The following is a 16759-nucleotide window of genomic DNA, read 5'->3' on the forward strand; positions in this document are numbered from 1 at the left end:
TTATTTGTATATAAAATCAAAAGTCATTATTTAAATAAATAATGCGATTAATTTTTAAATAAATATAGGGCTAAAAGTAGCCATGATAAATTAAGCGAAAAATTATTATATTTAAAAATTAATGGTTTTTAGTTTTATATAAATTAAAGAAATATTGTTGGGTTATTTAAAATACAATGATTGCTTTGGAGTCTATTAATTAATTGTTTTTTATTGCAATTTTATTTGTGTTGAGAAGGTGTGCTTAAAATAGCTTCACTATTCAAAGATAATTGCATATTTATTTTTTTCTCCTAAAATGATTTTTTACTAAATTGTCGTTACAGTTTTTTATATGCAATCATTAAATTATCGGAATAATGATGCATCGCAACATGGAAGTTCTGCACCTTTGAAACGAGCAATGAGTACTCGACATTTGGTGATGATCTCCCTTGGCGGTGCCATAGGTACAGGTCTTTTTTTAGGGTCTGGCGACGTAATTGCTCAAGCTGGCCCAATTGGCGCAATTATCTCTTATTTCTTGGGCGGTTTGATTGCCTACACCGTTATGCTCTGTCTTGGTGAGCTAGCGGTTCATGTGCCTGAATCGGGCTCTTTCGGTGAATACGCACGACGCTATATTGGTCCAGGCACAGGTTATATGATTACCTGGCTATATTGGTTGACTTGGACCGCCACTTTAGGAACTGAATTTACTGCCGCAGCTTTGCTGGTTAAGGAATGGTTTCCATCTACTTCTGTTTGGGCGTGGACTTTGTTTTTTGGTGGTCTTGTCTTTTTCCTTAATATTAGTTCAACGCGTTTATTTGCCGAATCTGAGTTCTGGCTTGCTCTGATTAAAGTTATAACAATTATTGTATTTATTACTTTGGGTTTATTGGCAATTTTTGGTTTTATTCCTTATCACGGACATGAAACAGCGCCTTTATTCAGCAATTTAACGGCTCAAGGTTGGTTCCCGCACGGTTTATTCCCAATTTTCACAACCATGCTCATTGTAAACTTTGCCTTCTCTGGTACTGAGCTTATTGGAGTTGCTGCAGGTGAGGCAGAGGAACCGGCAAAGACTGTACCTAAGGCAATTAATGCAGCGATTTGGCGTTTGCTCATATTCTTTGTGGGAACAATTGTTGTCATTTGTTCTTTGCTTCCATTTCATCTTGCTGGTCTTAATGCAAATGATGTGAGCAGTAGTCCATTTGTGACAGTATTTAATTATATTGGTATTCCGTATGCAGAAGACATTATCCGCTTCGTAATTATTACGGCGCTGCTTTCAGCTGCCAATTCTGGTTTATTTGCTGCATCACGAATGATGTGGTCGCTTTCAGCAAAAAATCAATTACCTAAAATTTTCGCTAAACTTACACCATCTGGCACACCTATTGTTGCCATTATTGTGACGATGTTTGGTGCTATTCCTGGGTTGCTTTCAGAACAGTTTGCACCAGAAACAATTTTCAAAAATTTGTTAGGTGTTGCTGCCTTTACAATGGTTGTTGTTTGGATTGCCATTTGTATTTCACAATTTAACTTCCGTAGACAATGGTATAAGTCAGGAAAGACAGCAAAAGATTTACGTTTCGCTGCTCCGCTTTTCCCTCTTACTCCAATTGTAGGTGGGCTATTTTGTATAGTCACTTGTATCAGTATGGTGTTTGATCCATCTATGCAGGTTGGATTTATCTGCTGTATTATCTTTATCTTACTGTGTTATATCAGCTATTTTGTCTTTTATCGTAAGAAAGAGAGTGCTCCAAACTAAGCCTATTTATTGCTTAATTTGGTTGATAAGAGGTCCCTCATGGGACCTTTTTTTATGTCTATAAATTGTGCATAGAAGAGTACTTTTATATATTTTTTTTAAAAATGTTTTTTTTATTTTAATAATAAATTCAAATAATGATTCATAAATTAACCATTTATCGGAATGTTATTAATAGCTAATTATTATAAGTCTTTAAATAAGTATATGTTTAACATGATTATTTAATAGTTGTGTAATTTTTATATTTCTATTTTTTATTTTAAATAAGACTGTACAAAAAAATATTATGAAATTTTCTAAAAAATTTGAAGGATTTTTGAAATTTTTTGTTAATTAAGTTATTGTTATTAAATGGTAATTTTTTAACCATTTTTAATTTTAATATTTTTTTAATTTCCATAAAATAAAATTATTATGGCTGAGGCTTTTTTTAGGCTTTGTTACTTTTTTATTATAAAATTTCGGGGAAATTGATTATTTTTTCTCTGCTTGTTTATTTTAAAATGTTCTAAATTATCTTGCTCTGTGCTATATTTACTTAAAGATTTTATGTCTATATGAAAGCGCGATTAATCAGCTTGAGTAGTGATGTGAAGCTTGCAGTATTATTGAACAATTTTTATTTAAAAAGACTAATGGAGGGATCTATCGATTAGTCAAAAATAATTTCATGGACTTATGGTTTTTTTGTTTTATGAACCCTAGTTCTTTTTAACTCCCAAACGGTTATGTCACCTCTTTTGCACTTATTTCCAATCGACTTGTTTGAGTTGATTGCGGTGGAACTTTTGCTTTTATAAAGACATTTTTTATAAACAGCAGATGAGCAAGAGAAAGATTGTAAAAGATATCGATATATAAAAGTAAATCTTACTTTTGATATCACAAGATGGAATTTAAAAGGTCTGAAGCTTTAGAAGAGCAGAAGATTTTATAAATAAATCAAAACATTGTTATTGCAAGGTTTTGGTTGCTGAATAATAAAGACTACGGATTTATCACATCTGAGTCTATGTAGGTATATAGGAAAAAAGATGTCAGATCTTTCATACGTAAACGAACATAGCGATGCATGGCAAACTTACTTGGCACAAATTGACCGTGTAGCGCCATATCTAGAACACTTAGCTGATTATATCGATACTTTAAAGCGCCCTAAGCGTGCTCTTATTGTTGATGTACCAATCGTAATGGATGACGGTTCAATCCAGCACTTTGAAGGCTACCGTGTACAACACAACTTGTCTCGCGGTCCTGGTAAAGGTGGTGTTCGTTACCATCCAAATGTTGATTTAAATGAAGTGATGGCGTTGTCTGCATGGATGACAATTAAAACTGCTGTTTTGAACTTGCCATTTGGTGGTGCAAAAGGTGGTATCCGTGTTGACCCACGTAAATTATCTACTCGTGAATTAGAGCGTTTAACTCGCCGTTATACGACTGAAATTGGTCACATTATCGGACCTCAAAAAGACATTCCTGCTCCAGACGTTGGTACAAATGCCAATATCATGGGGTGGATGATGGATACTTATTCTACTAGCCAAGGTCACACAGTGACTGGTGTTGTAACTGGTAAACCAGTTCACTTAGGCGGTTCTTTAGGACGTGTTAAAGCGACTGGTCGTGGTGTATTCGTTACTGGCCGTGAAGTTGCTGCAAAAATTAACTTACCAATTGAAGGCGCGAAAGTTGCTGTTCAAGGCTTTGGTAACGTAGGTAGTGAAGCTGCTTTCTTATTTGTTGAATCAAAAGCAAAAATCACTCACGTTCAAGACCACACTGGCACAATTTTCAATGCTGACGGTATTGATCTTGTTGCATTACGTGAGCACGTAAACGCAAACCAAGGTGTTGGCGGTTTTGCTGGTGCGCAATCAATTGCAGATGAAGATTTCTGGACTGCTGAAGTAGACATCATTATTCCTGCTGCATTAGAAGGCCAAATCACAGTTGAGCGTGCTGAAAAACTTAAAGCTAAGTTGATTTTGGAAGGCGCGAACGGCCCGACTTATCCTAAAGCTGAAGATGTATTGGTTGAGCGTGGCATTGTTGTTGTTCCTGACGTTGTATGTAACGCCGGCGGTGTAACTGTAAGTTACTTCGAATGGGTTCAAGACATGGCGAGCTATTTCTGGAGCGAAGAAGAAATCAACGAACGTTTAGACAAGTTGATGGTTCAAGCAATGGATGACGTTTGGAATACAGCGAATAAGAATGCTTGTACTTTACGTACAGCAGCTTACATCTTGGCTTGTGAGCGTATCTTAAAAGCTCGTAAAGAACGCGGTATTTTCCCAGGCTAATCTGAGGAAATTACCTTTTAGGAAAAGTGGGCTGAGCAAATATAAAGGATGTATAGGGTTATTTGTTCAGTCCCTTTTTCTAAATGAATTAAAGACAGTAAGACAGATTAAATAAATTAAATAGATACTGAGGTAAGCATGGAACAGCCAATTTCTGTAACTCGAAGCAACTTTAATGACTGGATGGTTCCAGTATTTGCACCGGCAAATTTCATTCCGGTACGTGGTGAAGGTTCACGTATCTGGGATCAAGAAAATAAAGAATATATCGATTTTGCAGGCGGGATTGCAGTAAATGCATTAGGTCATGCGCATCCAGTGGCAGTTAATGCGTTAACAGAACAAGCAAAAAAACTTTGGCATGTCGGCAATGGTTATACCAATGAACCCGTACTGCGTCTTGCTAAACAACTCACTGAAAATACATTTGCAGACAAAGTATTCTTCTGTAACTCAGGTGCAGAAGCAAATGAAGCAGCATTAAAGCTTGCTCGTAAAGTTGGACTCGACAGCGGTGTTGCAGGCAAAAGTGGCATTGTGGCATTTAACAATGCTTTCCACGGCCGTACTTTATTTACTGTTTCGGCTGGTGGTCAGCCAAAATATTCACAAGACTTTGCACCACTTCCAAACGGCATTAGCCATGTTGCTTATAATGATTTAGAAGCGGCTAAAGCAGTTATTAATGAGCAAACCTGTGCAGTAATTGTAGAGCCTGTACAAGGTGAGGGCGGGGTAATTCCTGCTGATATCGAATTTTTAAAAGGTTTACGTGCACTGTGTGATCAGTTTGGTGCCTTACTTATTTTTGATGAAGTGCAAACAGGTGTCGGCCGTACAGGTGCACTTTATGCCTACATGAACTACGGTGTTACACCAGATGTGCTTACTACTGCAAAAGCATTGGGCGGTGGTTTCCCTGTCGGTGCAATGTTAACAACTGATAAATTTGCGTCGCATTTTTCAGTGGGTACACACGGTACGACTTATGGCGGTAACCCGCTGGCAAGTGCAGTTGCAGGCGCAGTCTTTGAGTTTATTAATACACCAGAAGTACTTGAAGGCGTGAAACACCGTCATCAATATTTCCTTGATGCATTAAATACGTTAAATGCTGAATATCAAGTTTTTGATGAAATTCGTGGTCAAGGTTTATTGATTGGTTGCGTATTAAAAGCTGAATATGCAGGTAAAGCAAAAGATATTACGACTTGGGCAGGTGAAGAAGGTTTACTTGCTTTAATCGCAGGGCCTAACGTAGTTCGTTTCACACCTTCACTCATTATTCCTGAACATGATATTGATGAAGGGATAGCTCGTTTAAAAAGAGCTTTGGCAAAGTTGGCTAAATAAAAAAAAGGAAAGCTAGCCATGATGATTGTCCGTCATGCCGAGTTTCGAGACCTTGAAGATATTTATAAATTAGCAGGTAAGTCAGGTGTTGGCCTGACTTCCTTGCCACAAAATATGGATACGCTTTCGGCTCGAATTTCACGTACTCGCAATACTTTAAATGGTAATGTTCATAAGAGCGAACAGGGTTATTTGTTTGTTCTTGAGGATACAGAAGCTCAACGTGTTATTGGGGTGAGTGCAATTGAAGTTGCTGTGGGTTTAATCGAACCTTGGTATAACTTTCATGTTGGAACCCAAGTACATGCTTCAAAAGCATTAAATGTCTATAAAGCATTACCGACTTTATTTTTAAGTAATGATCGAACGGGAAGTAGTGAGCTCTGCACATTATTTTTAGATCCGGAACGTCGTGAAAACCAAAACGGTAAATTCTTATCAAAAATCCGTTTTATGTTTATCGCAGCATTTAAGCAATATTTTGAGAAAAAACTTATTGCTGAGATGCGTGGTTTTTCTGATGAAAATGGTTGTTCACCTTTCTGGGATGCGATTGGTCACCATTTCTTTAATATGGATTTCTCCACAGCAGATTATTTAAGTGGAATTGGCCAAAAAGTTTTCATTGCGGAACTTATGCCACGTTTTCCAGTCTATGTAGACCTTTTACCAAAGGCTGCACAAGAAGTGATTGGAAAAATGCATCCACATACTTTACCTGCTTATCATGTGCTTGAGTCCGAAGGCTTACGCTATCAAGGATATGTCGATATTTTTGATGCAGGTCCAACCATTGAAGCCAATATTGATGAGTTGCGTGCAGTTAAAGAAAGCCAATTTTTAACTGTCAAAATTACTAATGAAGCTACAGTGGGTAAAACACAATACCTTGTTGCCAATGATAACTATCACGACTATCGGGCTATGTTAATGAAGCTTGATCTCGTAGATAACATTCTAAATTTAAACCATGAACAAGCTGAAAAACTCGGTGTACAAGAAGGGCACGCTGTTCGTGTGTTATCACTAAATCCTATGGAAGTATCCTGATGTCAAACTCTTTATTTATAAACGGTGTCTGGTTACAAGGCAGCGGTACAACATTTGTAAAAACAAACCCAGTTGATAACCAAACTGTATGGTCAGGTACTGAAGCTACAGCTGCAGATGTTGAAAAAGCTTGCCAAGCTGCACGTACAGCATTTCCTGCATGGGCACGTTTAGCTTTTGCAGAGCGCGTTGCAATTGTAGAAAAGTTTGCAAAGCTGCTTGAAGAAAATAAAAAACATTTAGCTGAAGTAATTAGTCAAGAAACCAGTAAGCCTTTTTGGGAAACGTTAACTGAAGTTCAGTCAATGATTGGCAAAGTTGCGATTTCGATTCGTGCTTATCATCAACGTACTGGCGAAAGCTCAACTGAAATGGCAGATGGTGTGGCATCTTTACGTCATCGTCCACATGGTGTACTTGCTGTTTTTGGCCCATATAACTTCCCTGGCCATTTACCAAATGGGCATATCGTTCCTGCTTTGCTTGCTGGCAACACAGTTGTGTTTAAACCAAGTGAATTAACGCCTTGGACTGCTGAAGAAACTGTAAAACTTTGGCAACAAGCAGGTTTGCCAAATGGTGTAATGAACTTAGTTCAAGGTGGCCGTACTACTGGTGAAGCCTTGGCTGCTTCTCATGAAATTGATGGTTTATTGTTTACCGGAAGTGCAAACACTGGTTACCACTTGCATAAGCAAATGGCAGGTGCGCCTGAGAAAATTCTTGCGCTTGAAATGGGCGGCAATAATGCATTGATTATTGATGAAATTGAAAATATTGATGCGGTTGTTAACCTCACTATTCAATCTGCTTTTGTTTCGGCAGGTCAGCGTTGTACGTGTGCACGCCGTATCTTGGTAAAAAATGGCGCTGAAGGTGATGCATTTATTCAACGTTTTGTTGAGGTTGCTAAAAACCTGAAAGTTGGCCGTTGGAATGATGAGCAACAACCATTTATGGGTGGTGTAATTTCATCAGTTGCTGCGACAAACATGATGAATGCTCAGCAAAAGTTACTTGAGCTTGGTGCCAAAAGTTTATTGCTAATGACGCGTCCTCAAGAAGACAGCTCGCTACTTACTCCAGGTATTGTTGATGTAACAGGTGTGGCGGGTATTCCAGATGAAGAATATTTTGGTCCGCTTACCACCATTCAACGTTATGACAGTTTTGATGAAGCATTAAAAATTGCCAATGCAACTCGTTTTGGTTTGTCTGTTGGATTGGTTTCTCCAAAACGTGAACTATTTGATGACTTACTCATTGAAGCGCGTGCCGGTATTGTGAACTGGAACAAACCATTAACAGGCGCTTCAAGTGCTGCGCCATTTGGTGGTGTTGGAGCTTCGGGTAACCACCGTGCAAGTGCGTTTTATGCTGCTGACTACTGTGCTTGGCCAATGGCTTCACTTGAAAGTGAAAGTTTGACGTTGCCAGAAAAATTATCTCCAGGGATTGTGTTGCCTTAACACTAGGGAAAGAAAAAATGAAAGGATATGAAGTAAATTTTGATGGTTTAGTGGGGCCAACACATCACTATGCGGGTTTGTCTTTTGGTAATGAAGCATCAACCAAAAACCGTAACAATACCTCGAATCCAAAATTAGCAGCGAAACAAGGCTTATTAAAAATGAAAGCCTTGGCTGATATGGGAATGAAACAAGGTGTACTTGCTCCGCATGAACGCCCACATGTTCCAATGCTACGCCGTTTAGGTTTTACTGGAGATGACATTAGTGTTGTTGCTCAAGCAATGCGCTATTCACCAGAGCTATTGTCATCTTTAAGTTCAGCTTCTCCAATGTGGACTGCAAATGCTGCAACTGTTTCACCTTCGGCTGATAGCCAAGATGAGCGCGTGCATTTTACTGCAGCAAACCTGAACAATAAATTTCATCGTTCAATTGAAGCTGAAACTACAAGCCAAGTCTTACAAGCCATCTTTAAAAATGAACGTCACTTTGTACACCATGAAGCTTTACCACAAGTGGCTTTGTTTGGTGATGAAGGGGCAGCAAATCACAATCGTTTAGGTGGTGATTATGCTAAGCGTGGTGTTCAGGTCTTCGTTTATGGTCAGCAACATTTAAATAATGGTTTACCGGGACCAAAGCGTTATCCAGCACGTCAGACGCGTGAGGCAAGTGAAGCAATTGCGCGTTTGCACCGTTTAGATGATGCACATACGGTTTTTGTTCAACAAAATCCAGATGTGATTGATCAGGGTGTTTTCCATAACGATGTGATTGCGGTAAGTAACCAACAGGTTTTATTCCACCATCAACATGCTTTCTTAAATCAAGATCAGGCATTTGCTGAAATTCGTCAAAAGATGGCAAGCATCGGTGAAGACTTTATTTCGATTGAAGTGCCTGAAAACCGCGTTACTGTGGACGATGCGGTTGCAACATATTTGTTTAATAGCCAGATTTTGACTCGTCCAGATGGCGGCATGACCATTGTTGTACCAGAAGAGTCTCGCCAAAATGCTGCGGTATGGAGCTATTTGAACGATATGATTCAAATGGGTACACCAATTGATGCAATTCAAGTGTATGACCTACGTGAAAGTATGCGTAATGGTGGCGGTCCAGCTTGTTTACGTTTACGAGTGGCATTAAATGAAACTGAATTAAATGCTGTGAATCCAAAAGTTCTTATGAATGATCAATTGTTTATGACGCTTAATCAGTGGGTAGATAAACATTATCGTGATCGTTTAGCTCAAGAAGATTTGGCAGATCCGCACCTACTCATGGAAAGCCGTATGGCGCTTGATGAACTGACCAAAATTTTAGGTTTGGGTTCGGTTTATCCTTTCCAAAAATAATGAGGAGGTGACATGCAAGATTTTCTAGCATTAACCTTACAAGGTGAGCAGCCTACAACTCGCGAGGGAAAACAAGATAATTTTACTTGGCGTTGGTTAGGTGAGGGTCTTCTTGAATGTACACCACATGAGCAGTACGACAAAGCTGTCGTACTGTCAGCTGGGATACATGGTAATGAAACAGCACCAATTGAGTTGTTATCTCATCTTTGCACCGATTTATTTGCCGGACGCTTAAAACTTGCAGTGAGATTATTGCTTGTATTGGGTAATCCGTATGCAATGCGTCAAGGCAAGCGTTATGTGTATGATGATGTAAACCGTATGTTCTGTGGTGGGTATAAAAATTTACCTGTAACAGAAGAGTCTAAGCGAGCTGAGGTTTTAGAGCAGGCAGTTGCTAGTTTCTTTAAAGAAAGTGCAAGTAATGCTAGGCGCTATCACTATGATTTACATACAGCAATTCGTGCTTCATTATTACCAACCTTTGCTCTATTACCTTATCAAACGCATGACTATGATGCTGATTTGACAGCAAGCCTTGAAGCTGCTGACTTAGATGCTTTGGTTTATCACAGGGCTGCGGGTAAAACATTTACACATTTTACAAGTGAAAGCTTTAAAGCTGCGAGTGCAACTTTGGAGTTAGGCAAAGCTTTGCCATTTGGACAAAATGACTTGAGCCAGTTTGCCGCAATTGATGAAGTTATTCGCAATGTCGTTTCTGAACAAGCTTTACCGTTAAGAAATAAAACAAAAATTCGAGTGTTTCAGGTGTCTGATTCTTTAATTAAAAAAGATGAGGATTTCCAAATGAACTTATCGGCTGAGGCTCCGAACTTTTCAACATTTACCAAAGGCGAAATCATTGCGACTCAACCTTCTGGTAACTATGTAGTTGAACAAGATCAGGTCTGGATTTTATTTCCAAACCCAAATGTGAAGATTGGTTTACGTGCAGGTTTGGTTTTAACCGAAACACACTCATAATTTTTAGATAAATAAAAAAGGGCGATGAGTCGCCCTTTTTTATTGGTAACTTTAATTAGTTAGTGCCAAAAAGGCCTTTAACGAAAGATTTCTTTTCAGTTTTTTGTGTAGAGCCTTGAGCCCCTGCATTTACGTTTGCATTTGCACTGATTCCAACCGGAGCAACATTAACACCAACATTTACGCCTGTTTGAGCGTTGACTGCATGAGCTGGTTGAGCTGCATTTAATTGTGCTTGAGCATCAGCTTTAGTACCCGCAACAAATTCTTTTTGCTCTGCTTGATTTTGAGCTACGCGAGCTTTAACTGCATCTACACGTGCTTGAGCATCAGCTTGTTTTTCAGCGCTAAATTCTTTTTGTTCAGCCTGTTTTTCAGCAACTTTAGTTTTTACTGCATCAAGATGTGCTTTTGTATCAGCTTTAGCTTCAACTGCTAAGTTTTTAGTACCTGTTGCAGCTTTAGTCGCTAAATTTTTTGTGCCTGTTGCTGCTTCAGTAGCAAAATGTTTAGTGCCTGTTACAGCATCAGAAGAAAGTTCAGCTACTTTTCCTGTTGTTTTTTTAGTTGCTTTAACCGTAGTGTTAGCAGCTACATGACCAGCATGTTTTGCAGTGCTACCTACAGTATGTGCAGTATTTTTAACTGTATTTGTTACGCCACTAACAAGTCCACCCGGTTGTACATTTACTTGAGCAGAAGCGTCTGCATTAATGCCCGCACTTTGTGCAAAAATAGAAGCAGAGGCAAGAACGCTTGCAGTCACGATAGCTGTTTTCATCATTTTCATTGCGATATCCTTCAAAGAATATACCCTTTTAGTGAGGTATTTCATAAACGCAATCGCATCATATCTAAGGCTTGATTCGCTTGGGAATCACCTTAATCAAAACGTTACAACAGCATTACAGTCATTCAACACATTAGGGAGAAATTGTGGAGAAAAGAAAATATTAATAATAAAGTGAAATAGATACCGATATTTTATGATTTAAAAACGAGCAAAATACTTTTCGTCTTTTTCTTTTCTAAAATAAAAATACCCAAAAATATTTAACATGACCATTTTTCTATATCTATAAAGATGATTCTTTTTTCATTTTTTATTCGAGATAACGGCATAGTTATTGCTTATTATGAGAATAAGGTGCTTTTTGGCGCTTTTTTGAACCATATTCTGCCAGAAATATAAACGTAAAGGGCAGAACTGTATTTTTGCTTATTCGGGAAAAGATGATTTTGCTTTTCTCATGTTTATATATTTCATGAAATAGAAATTTCACATGAAATATAACTTAAGAAATAGTGCTTTATTTCGAATAATCAAAAATAAATATAGATGTCTATAAACAAAATAACAGAGATCTTAAATGATGAAAATTATTGCTTCCCTTTTCATATTGGTCGGCTTAGTCGCCGTTGTTCTCTATTTTAAGCCAACAAACGGTGCATCTGAGGTGTTCAATTCTGCTTTAAACAAGTCGAATTCATCACAACCAGACACTTCATCTTTACTTTCTAAACTTAAGGAGCCTGCTCAACCTAAAAACTTATCTTTAAATTCAACTCAACCCAAACCCGTATCAGAAGATACTGTTCCTTTTTATGACACAAAAAGTGATCCTTCGATTCAACCGATTGATCCAGAAAAAGATCCAGCAAATGAAATAAAAGCGAAATAAGTAAATTGTTAGTTGAAAAACTACGGAGAAAAATAATGCAAAGTAAAACGTTATTTCTATTAGGTCTATGTACGATCTTAAGTACAACTGCATCCGCTGTTCCTTTGGACGCTAAAGGTGCCAAACAGCAGTTAAATCAAGCAGCAAAACAAAAAGTATTTCAGGGTAAAATTAACTTAGATACTTTGGTTACCAATGAATCTAATGATCTTATTGTTGAATACAATATTCCTTCGGAAAGTGTGGCTACAGGTTTGGAACGGCGAAGTTATATTGCTGCAAATAAAAAGAATATCCAGTCAAGGTTTAATCGTGGTGTAGGGGTACAAGTACTTCGGGACTACAATAATTTACCTATAGCTTTTTACCGAATTAGTAATAAAGAAGCTTTGGTTGATTTGCTTAATGATCCGAACGTTAAGGCTGTATATCCAAACCGGATTAATCAGGCGACAACCATGGAAAGTTTGCCTTTAATTAACCAGCCTCAAGCTAATACCAAAGGCTTTAATGGAACTGGTTCCAGTGTGGCTGTGCTTGATACGGGGGTAAATTACTTACATTCGGATTTTGGTTGTACAGCAGTTAATTCACCTTCAAGTACGTGCCGTGTCGTTTATGCATTTGATAGTGCCCCAGATGATGGCTCACTTGACGATAATGGTCATGGTAGTAATGTTTCAGCGATTGTGTCTAAAGTTGCCACCAAAACAAAAATTATTGGAATAGACGTTTTTCGGTCAGGTTCAGCCTATGATAGCGATATCCTTGCAGGGATTAACTGGGCAGTAAATAACGCTAAAACATACAATATTAAAGCGATCAATTTAAGTCTTGGTATTCCTGGTGTTAAATACAAATCTGAATGTAGTAATAGTAGTTATGCAACGGCGTTCGCAAATGCGCGAGCTGCTGGGGTAGTACCAGTAGTTGCATCAGGTAACGATGCATTTCCTGATGGTATTTCTTCACCTGCTTGTGTTGCTGGAGCGGTAAGAGTAGGTGCTGTATATGATAGTAATATTGGTGGTGTTTCATGGGGGAACCCAGTGAAATGTTCTGACCCAACCACGGCAGCGGACAAGGTGGCATGTTTTAGTAACGGGGGCAGTCTTGTGACTTTATTGGCACCAGGGGCAATGATTACTGCGGGTGGTTATACTATGGGAGGTACTTCTCAAGCCACGCCACATGTGGCTGGCGCAATTGCGTTATTAAGAGCAAACAGTGTTACACCAACTGAAACTATTGATCAGACCATTAATCGTTTAAAAACCACGGGTAAACCTATTACAGATTCAAGAACAGGTTTGGTTTTCCCACGTATTGATTTACTGGCGGCAACCAATGGTTTAACCGTTAACTAAATAGCATATTTATAATTTCTTATTAGGTCCAAGAAATTTAAATGGCTAGGGCTCGTTGCAAAAGATTACTTCTGCAACGAGTTTTTTTTATGGGAGTTTTTTAACCACACTTCGCTAAATTGGCTTTACTAAAATTGCTCTGTAGCTTTTTAAAATTATTTTGAATTGCGGGATCTTGGATATTAAAAGTGATTGAACTTTTCGTTGTTGAGTTGATGGCTTGACTTAATATGCCAGAAGAATCTGGATATTGCTCCGTAAATGATTGAGCTGAAATTAACCCTTTATTGTTAAAAATCCAGTGCTCAGTAACTTGGCCACCACCTAAATAACCTGTAAATTCAATCATACAAGCTTGTTTATCGTGTTTAATGAGTTTGGCTACATTACCTGTCGTGGTGGGATAAGCTTCAATATTAGTATCTTGTTCTAAAACTTGTGCCTGAGAATAAGAAGAAACGGATTTTGTGGTTGCACAAGCAGTTAGTGCTACACAGCAGAGTGTTGAAAAGAGAAGTTTTTGACTATTCATAAGGCACATTCCTCGCTCTTTGTAGTATTTTTAAATGTCTATATTTTTTAAAAAGCGCGAAATGATCGCGCTATTCAAACTCAAACTTAATTGGTCGTCGTGCTAGATTTGCTTAACTCGCCTTGTTCAATTGGTATGTTTTGGCCATTTCGGCTACTAGTAATATTTTGTTTGGCTTGTTCTATTTTCTGTTCAGTAAACACTTTCGCTGTATCTGCTTTTTGTTGAACGACCTCTGCTTTTTCAGCTGTAAATTCTTTAGTACTTTGCCATTTTTCACTAATTTTTTGTGAAGTGTTTTCGGAAGCACCTTGAATAGAATCTCCTAAATTTTGTATGCCTTTTCCTGTTTTATATAATAGAACACGTCCTAAACTTGGATTGTCACCATAAGGTTGCGTCTTAGGTGCTACTTCATTTACTTGTTGTGTCTGTGTTGTTTCAGCAAAAAGGGTTGATGAGGCCAGTATAGAGCTTGCAACGCATAACACTTGTAAGGTTTTCATTTGGATCAATCTCCCCAATTACTTTAAAAGTTGAAGTGCTGATCTTACTGTTAAAAATAAATCTTGTGCAGGCATGTGATAAAACCCATACGATTTAATTACGAGAATTCATCATTTAACAGCAATTGACTTACTCTTCTGAGACTTATAAATAAAATTCAGACTTGATAAGTTCTATAAACGTATCTCTTGCTTTATGGTTGCTCACGTTTTTATGCCAGAAAAAGTGATTTTGCATAAAGGCAAGATGTTCAAACTTATAGCTTTGAATATGAGCTAAATTTTTATATTGCTCATAAATACTCTTAGGGACTAAAGCCACACCAGAACCTGCACTCACACAACCAATAATCGTGGCATAACTGGTAATGCTGGTGATGGGAAGTGAAATATTCTTGAGTTTAAGCCATTCTTCTAAAGCTGCACGGTAAGGGCAGCCTTCAGTCCACATAAAAATTTCTTTACCAATCAGATCTTCTTGGCAATGAATTTCACCCAAAGAGTGAGATGCAATCAAGACCATGTCTTCTTGGTAAATACTGAGTTTATTCAGCATCGGAAATTCAATATTACCTGCGACAATTGCACCATCAAGTTTGTGCTGAGAAATATCAACTAATAACTGTTTCCATGTGCCAGTAATAATTTGAATAGAAACCTCAGGGTAGCGTTGATGATATTTTGCAAGTAAGTTGGGCAGGCGAGTTGTAGCAGAAGATTCAATAGCTCCAATTTTGAGCGGGCCAGAGGGAGGTGCATCTGGATGAATACTTCGTTTGGCTTCATCGCATAGCGCTAAAATTTTATGGCAATAATCGAGAAAGATTTCTCCTGACGGTGTGAGTTTTAAAGCTTTCCCTTCACGATAAAACAATGGTGCGCCGAGTTCTTCTTCAAGCTGCTTAATGCGTGTAGTGATATTGGATGGTACGCAATGTAGTTGTAGTGATGCTTTAACCATGGTCCCGCATTCAACCACGGTCTGAAACATTTTTAACTGGGTAATATCCATATTTAATCATTCACTTTTAATGAATATTTGACTCAATATAAGTTAATTTTATTCAACTATCTATGTGCATATGATGAAAGAGTTCCATTTCATTAGTGCAGATTTAACATGGCAATTTCTCTTGCTGCGGAAACCCAGCCTCCAGCTTTTAAGCTTTACTTATGTATTGCTATTACTGTCTTTTGTTGGGGGTATTCACCTATTGGTGTACATAGTGCCTTGCATTCATATACACCGCAGCATATTGCCTTGCTCCGTTTTTTGATTGCATCTGTTTTTTTACTGCTTTTGGTTATGAAAAAAGGAATTCAGCCATTAAAGTGGAAAGATGCTCCTGCACTTGCTGTATTAGGTTTTTTCTCTGTAACGCTACATCACTTACTTATAAATACCGGGCAGCAATATGTAACTGCTGTTGCTTCCAGCATTTTAAGTCAATCTATTCCGCTATTCACTTTTATTATTTCAGCTTTACTTTTTAAAGAAAAAATTCGTTTCAAACAGTGGTTGTGTATTTTGCTGGGCCTTTGTGGCGCCGTGTTGGTGGTTAGTGGAGATCATGGTTTTGGTGTGCCGAGCCCTTATAGTTTGTTGATTGTTTTAGCTGCAATTGCATGGGGGCTTTATTTTAATTTATATAAAAAATTTGCCTTAAATTATGATGCCTTGAGCATGATGTGCTACATCATTTGGTTCGGGACCATTCCTTTATTATTTTATAGTGCTCATTTACCTAGTGAAATTTTACATGCTACTTGGCAAGCCAATATGTCAGTTATCTTATTGGGTATTTTCCCAAGTGCAATGGCTTATGTACTTTGGGGATATGTACTTAAAAATATGCCGTTAACGATTGCATCGAATTTTTTATATTGTTCACCCATTGTGGCAATGAGTTTAGCGGTTCTTTTCTTAAATGAAAAACCGTCAATGATGGTCCTGCTAGGTGGAGTAATTATTGTGGGGAGTTTGGTATGGATGAATTGGGGGAATAGGCGTACTATCGAATAAGCTATATCATGCGCTACTTGCTTTAAGAGAATGAGATGATTGTTGTTACTTTAACTTATAAAAAACCGTTAGCCGAAGTTGATGCAGTGCTAAAAGAACATATCGCATTTTTAGATCATTACTATGAGCAAAAGAAATTTCTGGCATCAGGTCGCCGCGAAAATAGAGTAGGTGGGGTAATTTTGGTTCTCAGCTCTTCTATTCAAGAAGCCGAGGAAATCATGAAAAATGATCCATTTTATATTCATGATGTGGCCAATTATGATTTTATGTGGTTTGAGCCGTCAAAAAGTTTAGAAGAAATTAAAGAGCTTATTTAACTCAAAAAATAAAGGGATCTATAAAAGAT

The 16759-nt window shown here is 37.9% G+C and carries 15 protein-coding genes; 11 read left to right on the plus strand and 4 right to left on the minus strand.

The genetic code is table 11. The features are described from left to right. Nucleotides 1–334 precede the first annotated feature (334 nt). From F984_RS20080 to astE, 7 genes are all read left to right on the plus strand, one after another. Nucleotides 335–1768 (plus strand): amino acid permease, encoded by a 1434-nt coding sequence (locus tag F984_RS20080; protein WP_004711738.1) that lies wholly within the window; start codon nt 335–337, stop codon nt 1766–1768. A 1037-nt stretch (nt 1769–2805) separates the two neighbouring features. Continuing rightward, nucleotides 2806–4077, plus strand: coding sequence for a Glu/Leu/Phe/Val family dehydrogenase (locus F984_RS20085; RefSeq protein WP_002048804.1), 1272 nt, complete (start codon nt 2806–2808; stop codon nt 4075–4077). Nucleotides 4078–4215: 138 nt separating this feature from the next. After that, a complete protein-coding gene (locus F984_RS20090) occupies nt 4216–5430 on the plus strand; it encodes an aspartate aminotransferase family protein (protein WP_004711741.1) in 1215 nt (404 codons plus the stop codon). Between the two features lie 18 nt (nt 5431–5448). Then, the gene (gene astA, locus F984_RS20095) at nt 5449–6480 is read left to right on the plus strand and encodes an arginine N-succinyltransferase (protein WP_002052326.1); all 1032 of its coding nucleotides are present in this window, start codon (nt 5449–5451) and stop codon (nt 6478–6480) included. Further along, nucleotides 6480–7949 (plus strand): succinylglutamate-semialdehyde dehydrogenase, encoded by a 1470-nt coding sequence (astD, locus tag F984_RS20100; protein ID WP_004711744.1) that lies wholly within the window; start codon nt 6480–6482, stop codon nt 7947–7949. Before astA ends, astD begins: the two co-directional genes overlap by 1 nt. 17 nt (nt 7950–7966) lie before the next feature. After that, nucleotides 7967–9310: an N-succinylarginine dihydrolase gene (astB, locus tag F984_RS20105; protein ID WP_002052272.1), complete on the plus strand. Its 1344-nt coding sequence runs from the start codon at nt 7967–7969 to the stop codon at nt 9308–9310. 12 nt (nt 9311–9322) lie between these two features. Then, nucleotides 9323–10300, plus strand: coding sequence for a succinylglutamate desuccinylase (astE, locus tag F984_RS20110; protein ID WP_004711748.1), 978 nt, complete (start codon nt 9323–9325; stop codon nt 10298–10300). Between the two features lie 55 nt (nt 10301–10355). Here the strand turns inward: astE and F984_RS20115 are convergent, their stop codons facing one another. After that, on the minus strand, nt 10356–11090 hold the full coding sequence (locus F984_RS20115; protein ID WP_002052282.1) for a hypothetical protein: 735 nt from the start codon (nt 11088–11090) through the stop codon (nt 10356–10358). Between the two features lie 583 nt (nt 11091–11673). On the opposite strand from F984_RS20115, the gene F984_RS20120 reads away from it, so the two are divergent. Together F984_RS20120 and F984_RS20125 are read left to right on the plus strand one after the other, a co-directional pair. Beyond that, a complete protein-coding gene (locus F984_RS20120; RefSeq protein WP_031944342.1) occupies nt 11674–11982 on the plus strand; it encodes a hypothetical protein in 309 nt (102 codons plus the stop codon). A gap of 35 nt (nt 11983–12017) precedes the next feature. Further along, a complete protein-coding gene (locus F984_RS20125) occupies nt 12018–13349 on the plus strand; it encodes a S8 family peptidase (protein WP_004711753.1) in 1332 nt (443 codons plus the stop codon). Nucleotides 13350–13449: 100 nt separating this feature from the next. Here F984_RS20125 and F984_RS20130 read toward each other — a convergent pair whose 3' ends face one another. From F984_RS20130 to F984_RS20140, 3 genes are all read right to left on the minus strand, one after another. Then, complete coding sequence (locus tag F984_RS20130) at nt 13450–13881, minus strand: hypothetical protein (RefSeq protein ID WP_004711754.1); 432 nt, start codon at nt 13879–13881, stop codon at nt 13450–13452. An 86-nt stretch (nt 13882–13967) separates the two neighbouring features. Next, nucleotides 13968–14387, minus strand: coding sequence for a hypothetical protein (locus F984_RS20135; protein ID WP_002052287.1), 420 nt, complete (start codon nt 14385–14387; stop codon nt 13968–13970). A gap of 145 nt (nt 14388–14532) precedes the next feature. Continuing rightward, nucleotides 14533–15399: a LysR family transcriptional regulator gene (locus F984_RS20140; RefSeq protein WP_004711757.1), complete on the minus strand. Its 867-nt coding sequence runs from the start codon at nt 15397–15399 to the stop codon at nt 14533–14535. Between the two features lie 108 nt (nt 15400–15507). Here F984_RS20140 and F984_RS20145 point away from each other — a divergent pair, with 108 nt between their 5' ends. Next, the gene (locus F984_RS20145) at nt 15508–16410 is read left to right on the plus strand and encodes a DMT family transporter (RefSeq protein ID WP_004711758.1); all 903 of its coding nucleotides are present in this window, start codon (nt 15508–15510) and stop codon (nt 16408–16410) included. A gap of 35 nt (nt 16411–16445) precedes the next feature. Continuing rightward, nucleotides 16446–16730 carry a YciI family protein gene (locus F984_RS20150; protein ID WP_004711760.1) on the plus strand — a complete coding sequence of 95 codons (285 nt, stop codon included), beginning with the start codon at nt 16446–16448 and terminating at the stop codon, nt 16728–16730. Nucleotides 16731–16759 lie beyond the last annotated feature (29 nt).

This window comes from Acinetobacter nosocomialis NIPH 2119 (assembly GCF_000368085.1).
In the GTDB taxonomy this organism is placed as follows: Bacteria; Pseudomonadota; Gammaproteobacteria; order Pseudomonadales; family Moraxellaceae; genus Acinetobacter; species Acinetobacter nosocomialis.

Bases quoted from the DNA above. Each gene is read 5' to 3' on its own strand.
- F984_RS20080 (WP_004711738.1), top strand. From the start codon at position 335: ATGCAATCATTAAATTATCGGAATAATGATGCATCGCAACATGGAAGT.
- F984_RS20085 (WP_002048804.1), top strand. From the start codon at position 2,806: ATGTCAGATCTTTCATACGTAAACGAACATAGCGATGCATGGCAAACT.
- F984_RS20090 (WP_004711741.1), top strand. From the start codon at position 4,216: ATGGAACAGCCAATTTCTGTAACTCGAAGCAACTTTAATGACTGGATG.
- astA (WP_002052326.1), top strand. From the start codon at position 5,449: ATGATGATTGTCCGTCATGCCGAGTTTCGAGACCTTGAAGATATTTAT.
- astD (WP_004711744.1), top strand. From the start codon at position 6,480: ATGTCAAACTCTTTATTTATAAACGGTGTCTGGTTACAAGGCAGCGGT.
- astB (WP_002052272.1), top strand. From the start codon at position 7,967: ATGAAAGGATATGAAGTAAATTTTGATGGTTTAGTGGGGCCAACACAT.
- astE (WP_004711748.1), top strand. From the start codon at position 9,323: ATGCAAGATTTTCTAGCATTAACCTTACAAGGTGAGCAGCCTACAACT.
- F984_RS20115 (WP_002052282.1), bottom strand. From the start codon at position 11,090: ATGAAAATGATGAAAACAGCTATCGTGACTGCAAGCGTTCTTGCCTCT.
- F984_RS20120 (WP_031944342.1), top strand. From the start codon at position 11,674: ATGAAAATTATTGCTTCCCTTTTCATATTGGTCGGCTTAGTCGCCGTT.
- F984_RS20125 (WP_004711753.1), top strand. From the start codon at position 12,018: ATGCAAAGTAAAACGTTATTTCTATTAGGTCTATGTACGATCTTAAGT.
- F984_RS20130 (WP_004711754.1), bottom strand. From the start codon at position 13,881: ATGAATAGTCAAAAACTTCTCTTTTCAACACTCTGCTGTGTAGCACTA.
- F984_RS20135 (WP_002052287.1), bottom strand. From the start codon at position 14,387: ATGAAAACCTTACAAGTGTTATGCGTTGCAAGCTCTATACTGGCCTCA.
- F984_RS20140 (WP_004711757.1), bottom strand. From the start codon at position 15,399: ATGGATATTACCCAGTTAAAAATGTTTCAGACCGTGGTTGAATGCGGG.
- F984_RS20145 (WP_004711758.1), top strand. From the start codon at position 15,508: ATGGCAATTTCTCTTGCTGCGGAAACCCAGCCTCCAGCTTTTAAGCTT.
- F984_RS20150 (WP_004711760.1), top strand. From the start codon at position 16,446: ATGATTGTTGTTACTTTAACTTATAAAAAACCGTTAGCCGAAGTTGAT.